Source organism: Ruegeria sp. CDSB022, assembly GCF_059611145.1.
On record NZ_JBXWOZ010000003.1, the window covers coordinates 263,147 to 276,300 of the forward strand.

General features: G+C 57.8%; 8 protein-coding genes. 2 read left to right on the forward strand and 6 right to left on the reverse strand.

From position 1 onward, the window contains the following. Positions 1 to 17 precede the first annotated feature (17 nt). Genes AC2FIZ_RS08995 through AC2FIZ_RS09020 form a run of 6 tightly spaced genes read right to left on the reverse strand, consistent with a single transcriptional unit; the run spans position 18 to position 10,716 of the window. Positions 18 to 2,000 carry a DNA/RNA non-specific endonuclease gene (locus AC2FIZ_RS08995; RefSeq protein WP_496790915.1) on the reverse strand — a complete coding sequence of 661 codons (1,983 nt, stop codon included), beginning with the start codon at positions 1,998 to 2,000 and terminating at the stop codon, positions 18 to 20. A gap of 51 nt (positions 2,001 to 2,051) precedes the next feature. Continuing rightward, entirely contained in the window at positions 2,052 to 5,174 is a 3,123-nt protein-coding gene (locus AC2FIZ_RS09000) for an ATP-binding protein (protein ID WP_496790917.1), read from the reverse strand. After that, complete coding sequence (locus AC2FIZ_RS09005; protein WP_282027784.1) at positions 5,171 to 6,979, reverse strand: S1 family peptidase; 1,809 nt, start codon at positions 6,977 to 6,979, stop codon at positions 5,171 to 5,173. Before AC2FIZ_RS09005 ends, AC2FIZ_RS09000 begins: the two co-directional genes overlap by 4 nt. A gap of 7 nt (positions 6,980 to 6,986) precedes the next feature. Then, positions 6,987 to 8,594 (reverse strand): S8 family peptidase, encoded by a 1,608-nt coding sequence (locus tag AC2FIZ_RS09010; RefSeq protein WP_281972481.1) that lies wholly within the window; start codon positions 8,592 to 8,594, stop codon positions 6,987 to 6,989. Then, a complete protein-coding gene (locus AC2FIZ_RS09015) occupies positions 8,581 to 9,282 on the reverse strand; it encodes a copper chaperone (protein ID WP_281995353.1) in 702 nt (233 codons plus the stop codon). Before AC2FIZ_RS09015 ends, AC2FIZ_RS09010 begins: the two co-directional genes overlap by 14 nt. A gap of 6 nt (positions 9,283 to 9,288) precedes the next feature. Beyond that, positions 9,289 to 10,716 (reverse strand): tyrosinase family protein, encoded by a 1,428-nt coding sequence (locus AC2FIZ_RS09020; RefSeq protein WP_281972479.1) that lies wholly within the window; start codon positions 10,714 to 10,716, stop codon positions 9,289 to 9,291. Positions 10,717 to 11,081: 365 nt separating this feature from the next. Here AC2FIZ_RS09020 and iolG point away from each other — a divergent pair, with 365 nt between their 5' ends. Further along, on the forward strand, positions 11,082 to 12,095 hold the full coding sequence (gene iolG, locus AC2FIZ_RS09025) for an inositol 2-dehydrogenase (RefSeq protein WP_281972478.1): 1,014 nt from the start codon (positions 11,082 to 11,084) through the stop codon (positions 12,093 to 12,095). Positions 12,096 to 12,212: 117 nt separating this feature from the next. Further along, the gene (locus AC2FIZ_RS09030) at positions 12,213 to 13,133 is read left to right on the forward strand and encodes a sugar ABC transporter substrate-binding protein (protein ID WP_142635704.1); all 921 of its coding nucleotides are present in this window, start codon (positions 12,213 to 12,215) and stop codon (positions 13,131 to 13,133) included. Positions 13,134 to 13,154 lie beyond the last annotated feature (21 nt).

A 13,154-nucleotide genomic window follows, 5' to 3' on the forward strand; every position in this document is an offset into this window, starting at 1 on the left:
GTATACATCCGCCACCCTCAGATTACGACGTTGGCAAAGCTCTCGACTGTGACGATCGGACGTGGTTGTCCCGCCAGGCTTTCTGCATCGGTCAGACGCTGCGCCAATGGGTCGGCATCGCTAAGGGGGCCAAAGTTCAGCCCGGTTAATTTTTCCAAATCCCGGACGCGGATCTGGAATGTCTTATAGGCACCAAACTCAAATCCACCGACAGATTCCACGCTCCCCTGGTTCGAGAGCATCTGTTGGATGACCTCAACCTGGCTGAGCACATAGGCGGTGGAATGAAGGCGAAGAATGCCTTCGCTGCCATCCTCTTCGGCCAGCATGGTCACGAGCTTGAAGAACTTCAGGGGTACCGGCGATCCGGTATCTTTCAACATCGGCTCGTCACCGGTCAGGATTGGTCCGGTGAACACACAGGCCTTGAATCCATGTGTGCGCACATTTGTCATGATAAAGTTCTCAAGACCCAACCATTGCGCGTGGCTCCGGTTAAAGGCCCGGTGCTGTGGGGCAGCAGCGGTATAGTGAAAGCTGTCATCATTGGCCTGTTTGGCCTGTGCATCATCGACACCCCAATTTGTCGCCGCACGGCGAACCAGGTGGCCCCGGTCAATATCCGCGTGATCATAATCCTCTTTGCCGAGTTGGACATTTGCCGGGATGCGCAGGTCAGCGAACCACTTGTCGCTACCTCGTTTTTGCGGTCGGGTTTTGGCACCATCGATATTCAGCGCGGCAATGATCGGTGTTTTGAAAGTCGCAGAATAGAGAATGCCGAAATTCTGATAGCGCAATTCGTTGGGGCGTTCCGGGGTCGCATCCGACGGAGTGGCAAGTCCAAACGCATTCGGTACCATCGGCAGAGGGACCTCTGCCACTTGAAGGAAGTCCGGGTTGTACCCGTCGCGCGGTTCAAAATGGTCTGCGTCATGGTTTCCGTCAGGTCGTTCTGGCCGGACGATTTCAGTTCCGGGGATCGAGGTCGGCACCGCCCCGTCCAACAATGCGTTGACCGTGCTGATCCTGACCGCCGAGTTTCCGACGCCGAAGGTACCTGCATAATGCAGACCAACCGCTTTGCCGCTGTCCAACGAGATCACAGGCGAGCCCGAGTTGCCGCCCAAAGTCGTGCAGTCATGGCGCAGGATCGTCACGCCGCCATCTTCGATGAGAAATCCGGGCGAAAAGCGTTTCACGTCATACAGGTCGTTGAAATAGTTGGACATCTGCGTGGAGTCATTGCGCAGGGAATCCTTGGCGGGATACCCGATCACCGCGACGCATTCGCCGTGCTGGGCATCCGTATCGGCGCGCGGGATCGGCGTAGGCGTGAAATTGGCCGTATCTGCGGGCAGGTCGATCTTTCCAAGCGCGATATCTGCGGCCGCATCTTCGGCGATATAGGTGAACTTGCGAATGTCGAAAAGCCGGTCGGGGTCGGGTGTCGAGCCGACCTCTTCCAGGAAATCTATCCGGGCGCCATAGCGGGCATTGCCGGGGGCAAACATGAAGACACCATCGCCCAGGAAACTGCGCCGCGCGACCAGCTTGGCAACATGGCGATTGGTGATGATCAGCAGATGGTCGTCCTTCTTTTCGATCACCCAGCCAGTGCCACCCCAGCTAAAGTCATGATTGATAAACTCGATCCGCCCGACCGAGGCGATATTGTCTTCGGCCTTGCCGATACGAATATCGATATCTGGCGGAAAGTCGGACGAAAGTGTTTGTTTGCCTTCAACCTTACCGCCGCGCACGATCAGGGGCGGGCGTCCGACCGCGCGCACGATGGCTTCAAGTTGCGAGGGCGTAGAGCCAAAGCTTTCCAGCTTATTCATCTGCGCGCCCATCAATTCACGGGCACGATCCGGTGTCAGGCCCATTTCACCAAGAATGCCCGGACTGGTATCCAGAGCCTCACGCGCCTTGTCGATTGTTCCGGCATTTCCAAGGCCTTCTAGCCGGCTGAATGTTTCCTTTTCGAAATCGCTCATGGCATTAGTTCCTCAGCTAATATGAAGTTTTCAAACTCAGTCGATATGCCTCTAGAGATCGAGGTATTTTGGCCCCCGCCCTGTTTCGGCAAACATGGTCAGTGCCGGATGAAACACCACGGGCGCCCGGCTTTTGGTAAGCCAACCAAGGATTTCCTCTGTTCCTGAACCATGGGTGAGCCCCCGAGCAACTGGTGCAAGGCGGCGTTGCAGGGTTTGAGTGGACTTACCGCGCCCTTCGTTCAAAGGATCCGCCCAGAAGTTTAGAACTCGGTCTGCCAGACCATGACTGCCGCGTTCCAAAAGGTCGACGGTTCGACTTGACGTCAGGTCGCTCCATTTCCGTGTGGAATTCCATTCTGGTGGCGGTGGTGAGGGGAAGGCCCAATAGCCGCCGATGACTTGTTGCCAACGTCTTGCCGCGCGTGCGAGCGTTGGCAAGTCAGGGATCGGGTGGTAAAAACTGTACCCCTCGGCCCAATCAGCGGTAAGGCCCATGGCGCGCAGCAATGACAGCACGTCGGTGGGCCGGTCGGACATCTGGGCCATTGCGTCATCGATCCCCTGCAGGCCCGGGGCAAAGATGTCAGCCGCCTCATACAGGCCGGTGGCAAGGTTGGACAAATCGCTCAGAACACGACCCCGGCCGCTCACCTGAAACTCGTCGACAAGTGCCAGCATCCGGTCGAAATAGGGGTTCAACGGGGCCAGGGCGAGCCCGTAATCATCCGTCGGTAAGTCTGGGTTGGGCATGTCTGGTTCCGAATACTCCAACCCGAATTCCTGACGGATACCCCCCGCGAAGCGCAGTCTTTCATAGGTTAGTTCACGCGGGCCGTGATCCAGATAGGGGGCGATCAGGCCCAGAACCTCATGATCCCCCTCAAAGCTCATGCCCATTGCGATAAGCGCGAATTCCAGCGCTGCGGACTGCATTCCAATCCGGGATGATCGGTTCACAACGCGTAACGCGACTTCGTGGAATTCCTTGTCGTGCAGGTTCTCGATCAACTGTCTGAACCGGAACTCCCCCAATACCTCCAGCAGGATGCGGCCTTCCAGCTCGGGCCGCTCGTGCATTTGCCTTAGCACTGTGTCTTCGGGCAGAAGGTTGAACAGATCACGTGCCATGGACCAATGACCGCTTTGCCAGTTGTGGCACAGGATCAGGATACCAACCTCGCTTGCCGGATCATAGGCGCCCCGCAGCCCCTCGCGGATGATATGGGTCGCTTCGCGACGCTGGCCCTGTTCCAACATCGCGCGCAGGTCATTGACAGCGCGCTCATCCGGTGAGGCGACATATCCGCGGCTTTTGATAATCTGCGCCCGTGCAGTGGCCGCTTTTGGGGAAATTTGTACCAGTTTCGATGGGGGCAGATCGGAACCGCTGTCCAGCCCGGCTGCGCTGTATTCCCGCTGCTCGGTCTTTTGCACCGGGGCCGAACGCTGGCCGCGTGCCTGACGGATCAGGTCCTGCGCGTCGATTGGCAGCTCGGTCAGAAGATGTTCGGGGAAGCGTTCGGCCAATGAGGGGTCGATGCTTGGCGCGGCTTCTCCGACGCGCATAAGCTGAAGCGAATGGTACAGGAACAGCAGCGGATCGCGGTCGGCGTAATACGCACAGGCCGCGCGGTTGACCTGCGCGGTTTCGATGGGGCTTTGGCTGTAGGTCGGTTCCAACAGGTCCCGCCGCATATCGGCCTTATGGGTCAGTTGACCTTCGGTGGCGGCGTCCATCAGCCAGGATTGCAGACCAAGATCCGCGACGATTGTGCCTGCTTCGTCGCTGAGGTCGCCCAGCCCAAGCGCCGGTGCGACGATGCCGTTCAGATTGTCGGCGTTTATCTCGCTAAGAACCATGCCGTAATTGGCAATGCCGCGCAGATGCACGGGCAGGCGCGATGTGACGGCCCGGTTTACGATGCCTGCAGCAATCGGGTCATTCTCGTCTTCGGAGACTTCGGCCAATCGGCCCTCGGTCTGCACCTCGTCAATCAACAGCCGCAATTTCAACGGGTTGCCCTGACAGCGCAAAATGATCTGATCGCGGAATTCCTCGGGGATTCCGGCCTCATCCAGCGTTTGATTGACCAACTCGTCCTCGATCTGGTCGAGCTTGATGTATTCGCCCCGTCTTGGGTGATCATCGCCGAAAATCGGCCCGCGACCGGCAGAGATGATCGATACTTCGATCTGTTCCTTTTCCACAAAACGGTCCAGATCGCTCATCAGGTTGTTCACGAAAGTAGCGCCCTGACCATCCAGAACTTCAAGCGTATCCAGCAGGATAACCAGGCGCAGACCGGCATCAGCCACCACATTGATCATCGCCCGGATCAACTGACGCGGTGTAAGGTCCGAGCTTTCGTAGATCTCTCGGGTGACCTGTTCGGAATATCGCAGCCGCAAATTGCGGAGTTCGGGGGCCGCTTGGGGTATTGCGGTACCGATCTGACGCGAGATCTCTTCAAAGATTGGACCGGTCTGCAATGAGGGCTGATCGAAATCCAGCCGGATCAGGATGACGTCTTCGCGTTCGCTTGTAATCTGGATGATGCGTTCCAGAAGGTAGGATTTTCCGATTCCGTACTGACCTTCGATATGCAGGGTTTTCAAAGGGGCATGGCGCAACGGATGGTCGATCCAGCGTTGAATCATGTCGATTTCGCTGACTCGCCCCACGAATTTCTCACCCAGGCGCTCTTTTGATCGGCGCTCGCGTCTGAGCAGGTTCAATCGGCTGCGCAGCCTGAACAGGCGGTCATATCCCGGCGCTTTTTGGCCTGCACGCTCTAACGTGACAAGGTGCTGCGACAGGTTTTGTTCATCTGTTTCCGCCTCGATAAGGTGATCCAGAGCGCTCGGTGCGAAACCTTCTCGTCCCGACAGAGCCTGCACGATCTCGGTCTGCGTTGCCGCCGAGTCGAACTCTTCGATCCCGGATAATTCGCGATGTCGTGCAGTCAGGCGCAGTATCCATTTCGTAGAGCTGCCCGACTTATCAACATGGCTCAACTCGCGCAGGGATGACATCAGCCGGGCCCGTAGCACCCGGTTGCGGTACTCATCTTCGCTCAGCACCTCGCGCATAAGCTTCCGTGGTTCAAATGCCCCTCGAAGGGCGGCGGCGCGCAGCAGGCGCGAACGAAGTTCTTCCTGCGCCTGGTTCATTCTTCTATCTCCAGAAAGCGTTTGGCCTCTTGGCGAACACGGGTGACAACGGTTTCCAGATGTTCGCCATCGAATTCACCTGTGTTGTCAGGGCTCAACCCGGCCAGAGCAGAGTCCACCATTGCCCGTCGAGCAGCCGGTGTCAGCTCTTTTGCCGGGTCAAGCGAGGTGATCATGCTGTTCAGTGTAGCCTCAACATCGCTACGTGTGAATGGTCCCAGCTCTTCCACCAATAGGCCGCTGCGCTGCGCGCCGTCGACCGCGCCGACATTGGCAAAACGCAGGGGCGACAGGCGATAGGTCTCATAGCCTGCGAGGATCAGGCGCAGGTTCTCGGATGTGGGCAAGCATTTGGCGATGTGCTCGAACTGTACCTGGGCACGTGGTGAGAGCCCTTCGGGCGGGTTGTCGAAATAGATCCACCATGTTTGCCCTGCGGTTTGGGCGGCCAGGTCCATGTCCGCAATCAGGGTCTCCGCGCGGCTGCCCTCGAATGCAACATCGGTGGTCTGGGCGGCGGTTGTTCCAGCAGCAGCGTCTGGCGAGGCGACGGTCCCGTTGGCCTTCTCGGCCAGATCTGCAAGTAAATCGTCCGTATTCAGGGTCGGCCCCAAACGGATGCAACGATGTTGCGGCGCGGCGTTAGGTGCTTCTTGCATCAGCAGATAGGATTCCAGCATGTCATAGCTGAAACCGAGACCGCGAATAGACGTCGTATCCTCGCGCCTGATCCAGATCCCACGCAGTTTGGATTTGGGATGATCCAGCATATGGGCAAGCCCGGTTACGAATTGGTTGCGGCCGATGATGATGGTTCCGTCAATGTCGCGGCTCAGCGACCACATGTCCCGCTGGTTCGAGTTTTTGCTGATCAGATCTTGGAAGTCGGGGTCATCGTGGAACTGCTCGAAAGGGACAAGCCGTTTGGTCGTCTCCCATTTGCCCTGGTGGATGCCCAGAAACCTGAACTGGCTGTCAAAACCTGGGCCACCCGATGACCCGCCGGATGTGTCGATGTCATGAGGGAACCGCTTGGCGCCAGGTTCTCGGTGCACTTTGCCGGGCATGAACCCCTTGGTGACACCTTCGGGGTAGTGGACCAATGTGAACAGGTCTGCACCCTCAAAATCGGGGGGATCGCCGGTCACATCGACACTGCCATAGGTATGCCCCAGCGGCAGGAATATCCGCAGCAGCGCGATATCCACCTCATCGCCCGGCGGCAGGTTCCCGGCCTTTTCACTGTCGTGATAGGGCCAGAGCTTTACGCATTTTGCCCGGTACCGCTTTTCGTCCGAGGCAAGTATTTCAAGCCGAGGGTCGACCCCGGCGGGCACGGAGTTTAGCGGGTCCAGAACATGGGCTGCAGTCAGCACCAGATTGGGGGCAACAAACGCGCCGGAGCCTTCGAATGTGTTGTTGATCCAGATCTGACAGCGAAAGCTCTCTGCGCGCGGGGCAAAATCGCCCAATGCAGCAAAGTCGAACGAATTATTCGCCGGTGTGCCGATCAGGGTGCCGTCAAACCGAGCGATGTTTTCGGCAAAAATCAGGTTACGGTCGCGCGGCACAGGGTCCGCGCCGCGCGCGCGCAGAAAATTGAGGAACTGTTTGACCTTCGCAGCGTCGACCAGAATTTCCAGCAAGACATCGGCAAGCGTTTCGCCGATATCTTCGTCTACACTTTCCTCGACGGCTTCATAATTCACCGGGTCATCAGGGTCGGGAAACAGCGCAGTCAAAGCATGACGCACAATCGGTTCATGCTTTCGGATTGCAATCCGGATATGCGCTGCATTCACCATCCGTGGCTTATCCCATGCCCAAATAGGCGCTGAGGGCCGGTTTGTCCGACAATGCGGTGTCCAGCCCCGAGGTCGGGGCGTCTTCGCCAACCATGGCCTCGGCCCCACCATCGCTTTCGGCGATGCGTTTGCGGGCCCCACGGCGATAGCTGAGCCAGATGATCTCATTGGCGTAATCGGCCATGTCAGGGGTAACCTCTCCGGCGGCGGTGCTGTCTGTTCCCGCAAGATGCGAGACCAGAATGTTCAATGTTGGGGTCGCATTCGGATCGGGTGCCGCCGGGCTTTCGGCGCCTGTGGGTAGCGGCGCGTCCAGGACCGCCTGAGCGTTGATGATGCCCGCGCCAAGATCGGTGGCCCCGTTCCAGACGGCTGGCTTGTTCATCCCGTGTTTGGCACAGTGCAACCACATCGCCTGAACGGTTGTTCCTGCATTCTGGGCCTTTTGCAACAGCGCCGCCCGACCGCCGTGATGCGCGACCCAAAGTGCAGCGACACCGCCTGTCATCGAGGTGGCAAGCGTGGTGCCCTGGCTGGCGCGGATACCCGAGTTTGGGTCGGTCGCCTTGTTCTTGGCCGCGCCCCAAACGTTTTCGCCATAGGCCGAAAAGCTGACCTCGGGGCCACGCCCAGTTTTGCGCCAGGGGCGTCTGTCGGGCTGCAGTGCAGCGACCGCTGTGCAGATTTCCAGTGATGCATAGGCGGCGGGAAAGACCACGTTCGGATAACAGTTGCCCGCCGCGCAGACGATGACCAGCCCGGCCTGTACCGCATTGCGCAGCGCCTGTTCGGTTGAAGAGACCCGCACCGGCCCGCCAAGCGCCATCACGATGACATCGGCGTTTTGGTTGACCGCATGAGAGATTGCCGCAGGAATACGCAGCTGTGTCATGTCGATCACCGATTTGATCGCCCGGATTGGCAGAACCTTGGCCGCAGGGGCCGTACCGGTTATCGCCCCCGGCGAGGTGGTATCGCCATTCATATCGGCCCCGCCCCGCGATCCGACGACCGAGGTGACAAGCGTGCCATGACCAGGATGTTTTAGGACGCCGCCTGAAAACCGGTCACGCGCATCCCCGTTCCCTTCGACAAAATTCCACATGCCGTTGGTTTCGATCACGCCGGCCAGTTCGCTATGGTCGGAATAGCCCGTGTCGATCACCGCGACCTTGCTACCCTGACCCCGGGTGTGCTGCCAGGCCAGCGGTGTCTTGATCCGTTTGTGGTGCCAGCCATAGGGCCGAGAGTTGTCGCGCTTGGTTTCGCAGAAACTGAGAAAGCTTTCCGTACCCACATGTGCAGCTCCGTACAGGCTGTCTGGCAAGACCGGGTTGGCCTCGGCTACGTCCAGCGCCATACGGAGGGCACGGCCAAATGCAAAAACCTCACGCTCTTGGCCTTTTGGATCGATCTCGGGGAATTCAACAAAGAAAAATCGATCCGCATCTGCGTCGAAGACCGCTTGGGTACTGGTGGCAACATCAGGAAGTGCACTACCCACACGTTCTTGAATAGCCGACAACGATTGCGGTGTATCCGAGACCACTTCAATGACTAGCGGATCGCCGTCGAGCGAGACATCGGACCTTGTTAGGGCGTCATATTCCTGCATGGCAAATATCCTTATACAAAAGCAAAAGATGGTGGGGCGCATGGGCCAACGCCGTAAGCGCCAGCGCGGTCAGCAACAGGGTGAATGCGCTGGCGCGGGGGTCGGGGCGAAGAACGGCGCGCTCCGACAGGATGATCACTGTCAAAAAGATCATGACGGCAAAGTCGTGGGTCCCCAGCATGACAAGCATCATCGGCAAGCAAGAGGTGATGCAATCGCGCGCATAGGTCAGCCCAAAGATCAGCACATCGCGGTCGGCACTTGGACCAAAGGCGGCCAGGACCGGACGGCTGTGGCATTTCCTTAATGCGCTGCGTTTTTGCGGGCTGAACTGCCATGCTGCGGCGCACAGGCAAGCCAACGGTGCAAACACGGTTTGGTGCAGAACCGGCGCCAGAAGAAACGCAGCAAGCGCGCCTGCGACCAGCCAGGCCAACAGATATGGCAGAACAAACAGAAGTGCCGCGCGTGATCTTCGATCTGCGAAGCTGCGCGCGCGGACATGTGCGATCTGCGGAACAAGCGTTGGAAGCATCATCGCCAGAACCATCGCCGGCCAATGCAATGAGGGCGCGGGCACCAAAGCAAGCCAAAGCCATGCAAGCGCGGCCACGCCAAGTGTCGTGCGTATTTCGATATCGGCCCGTCCAAACAGGCGAGGGCGATCTATTCCGGTAGCCGACGCCATGGGCGATCAGTCGAAATAAAGGTTTATGCGGCCGATCTCAATGTCTGGCTGCTGTTCTGTTGGGGCGATCTGTTCCAACCCTGGTACTTGGCCAAAGGCCTCGCTGTCATCAAACATCCGTTGAAACCGGATTTGCAACCTGTTGGCGTCGCCTTGGCTCAGCCCCAGTGCAAAGGCCAGCTTTGTGATCTCGTAAGTCACTGCAAGGCCGTTGCCGCCATGTGGGCCGTCCGGGTTGCTTGCCTGTTCAAGGCCAAACGGCGACAAGGTGCCGATAATCGCTGGCGGCAAAGCGTCATCCGGAAGATCCAGCATGACGCGGTAAGATCCGGGCATGCCACGGCCCTTGATCCCCTCAAGATGCAGGTGAACGCGCCGGGTGGTGCCGGGGGCCTCGGCGCCGGAAATCAACGCGACTGAAGTGTCGAGCTTTACGCCGGCAGTGGTCATTGCACCACGCAACTTGACCGGAGCTTCGCTTGCGCCGGCAAGCTCGGGTTCCTTGCCTGCCATGACGAACTCCTCTGCTGGAATGGCGGGTTCTACTGCTGGTGGAACGCCGTCATATTGAAACCCGTGCAGGACGCTTGTGCTGTCCAGCATTTCTTCGCTGTTGAAGGTGAATGCCGCGCCATCACCATCATGCATCGAGAATGTTTGGCCTGTGCGCCACAGTGGCGAGGGTGGGGCGACATGGCTCGGGTCGGCGTTGCGCCAGACTTCCCATAGCCGATCAATGTTGCAATGGTGCAGCCAGAAAATCGGATCAAAGGCCGCAGTGGCCGGATTTGCCATAAAACCGCCAGAGCCCCCAATCCAAACGTGTATATCGTTATGGGGCGTGCTTTCCAATGCGCCATTGTCCCCACCGCCGGGGTGAAACCCGGTTTGCGGGCCACCAAACCCTGATGAGAAGCCGGGCGTATCATTGGTGAAATCTTCATGATCCAACGCATCCAGCGACACCACGTCGTCCGGAAATCCGAAATCTCCATTCACCACTACACGTCGGCGGGAAAACAGGAAGTTGCGCGTGCCGTCTGACTTGGTCGGCTCACGGAACGCCACAGGAAGGCGGCGCGCATTCGGGTTTTCTGACAGGGGTTGGGAATAGTCCCAATAAGGCAGCGCCCAATCCTGCGGCCCGCCCAGATCGGCAACGGCTTTGCCGACGACGGCCTCAAATGCGGTGATATATCCGCGGTGCCAGGGCAGGAAGAACCAGCTTTGGTGCTGGCATTGGTTCCAGAATTGTCCGGAACCGGGAATGTTCGGAAAATTCTGCGGCTGCCCATGAACTGCGCCCATGAAAAACCACGATGTCGGGTCTTCCAGATCTCGGTCCCAGAGAGCTTCGACAGCACGCTCATACCAGATCAGAGTTTCGTCGTTGGCTGGCAGGGTCCAAACGTTTTTGCGGATTCTTGTGGCCATAACAATACCTCAAACTGCAAATAAATCTTGGAATCTAATAATGCGCCGAGTGTAACACTTGCGTGGTTTTATGTTAACCAAAATGAATCCAAGCCATAGCAGGGTAGGCCTAGACAGGTGTTGACAGTGCCGATGTGCGTTTCCCAGATAAGGTGATTTCAGAGTGACGCGCGGCCTTTCGCTTGCATTCTAAGTCAGAGGCGCCAGTTACTGTTTATTTGTGAATTGGACGGCCGCAGCTGCAGTGGGCACACTTGCCGAGTACCCGAAAACAAGGGTGAATTCGAGTAGCTGTGAAATAATTCTTGCAACCGGTTGCAAAGAGAATCATTGTGGTGTCGAAAAAAGGGATTCGGGGGCGCGGGATGCTAAAAGTAGGATTGCTGGGGGCTGGGCGCATTGGGCGTGTTCACGCGCAGGCTATTGCGGCGCATCCTTACAGTGAACTGAGCGCAGTGTCTGATGCACTGCCCGAAGCTTCGGCGCGTTTGGCTGAGGAATTCGGGGCCAATGCGCGACAGTCACAAGAGATTATTTCCGATCCTTCGATAAATGCAGTGCTGATCGCCACGCCGACGGATACGCATTCCGACCTGATCGAAGCGGCCACCCAAGCCGGGAAAGCGGTATTGTGCGAGAAGCCGGTTGATTTGAGCCTTGAGCGGGCTTTTGCCTGTCAATCCGTTGCAAAAGCCACCGGCCAACCTGTCATGGTCGGTTTCAATCGTCGATTCGACCCGAATTTTGCTGCTTTGAAGGCTGCGTTTGAGGCTGGTGAGGTCGGCAAGGCCGAGTTGTTGTCCATTACATCTTTCGACCCAGCGCCGCCACCGGTGAGCTATGTCAAAGTATCAGGAGGGCTGTTTCGGGACATGATGATTCATGATTTCGACATGGCGAACTTCCTGATGGGTGACCTGCCGGAAGTAATCTCGGCAGTGGGCACATCGGTTGTTGACCCCGAAATCGGTGCCGCAGGTGATGTGGACACGGCGGTCGTGACAATGACTTATGCAGATGGCCGGATCGCTGTGATCAAAAACTCTCGGCGTGCGGCTTATGGGTATGATCAGAGGGTTGAACTGCTGGGATCAGAAGGGATGCTTCAGGCGCAAAATATCCTTGAAAACTCAGTGGTTAAGTCAACTTCGAATGGCGTGACCGGTGCCAAGCCGACTTACTTTTTCCTTGAACGCTACATGTCTGCCTATCGCGCAGAATGGGATGCATTCGTTAGGTCAGTAAATTCTGGATCAGGGGTGCCTGTAACTCTGGACGACGGTGTCGCCGCGCTTGCTATGGCCGAGGCCGCAACCCGTTCTGCGCAGTCCGGACAGCCGATGGTTTTGGCCAAAGTTTTGAAACCGGTTGCAAAATGATCGGATATGCGGAAACTTGGGGCAGCTTCGCCCCGGATCGGGGCGAAGAAGATTCGGTTTAATCGGAAGATTGGGGCCAAGACCCCAACACACTGTTCAAACGGGAGGAGAAACCATATGAATAATTTCTTTAAAGGCGCACTGGCAGCTGGTGCACTGGCGATGGCCACGCCTGCATTCGCGCAGGAGATCGTCGTTGTGTCTCATGGTCAGGCCAATGACGCCTTCTGGAACGTCGTGAAAAACGGCGTTGAGCAAGCGGGCAAGGATGTTGGCGTGAACGTGGAATACCGCGCACCCGAGACCTTTGACATGGTTGCGATGTCACAGCTGATCGACGCCGCCGTGAACCAGGAACCGGACGGGTTGATTGTCTCGATCCCGGATGCCGATGCGCTTGGCCCGTCAATCGAACGTGCTGTTGCTGCCGGAATTCCGGTGATCTCGATCAACTCGGGTTCGGACGTGTCCAAACAGCTGGGCGCATTGCTGCATGTCGGTCAGGACGAGTTTGATGCGGGCAAGGCCGCAGGCGAAAAGCTGGCTTCGATGGGCGGCGCGAATGCGATCTGTGTGAACCACGAAGTCGGAAACGTGGCGCTTGACCTGCGTTGCGCCGGTTTTGCCGAAGGCTTTGGTGGCAGCGTCGAAGTTCTGCCGACCTCGAACGATCCTTCGGAAATCGAAGCGAAGGTCTCGGCCGCTCTGGCCGCGAATGACGCTGTCGACACAGTCATGGCGCTGGGTGCAAGTTCGGCTGGTGAACCCACGGTAGCGGCTGTGAAAGCATCGGGCCGTGATGTGAACGTGGCCTCGTTCGACCTGTCTGCGAACTTCCTGCAGTCCATCGCCGATGGAGATGCGGCATTTGCCATTGACCAGCAGCAGTATCTGCAGGGCTATCTGTCTGTGAACTTCATGGGCCTGCATGCCAAATACGGTCTGATGCCAGGTGGCAACGTGCCATCGGGTCCGAACCTGATCACACAGGACAAGGCAGCCCAGGTTATCGACCTGTCGGCTCAGGGTATCCGCTGATCCGTTTGGGACAGTGAAAAA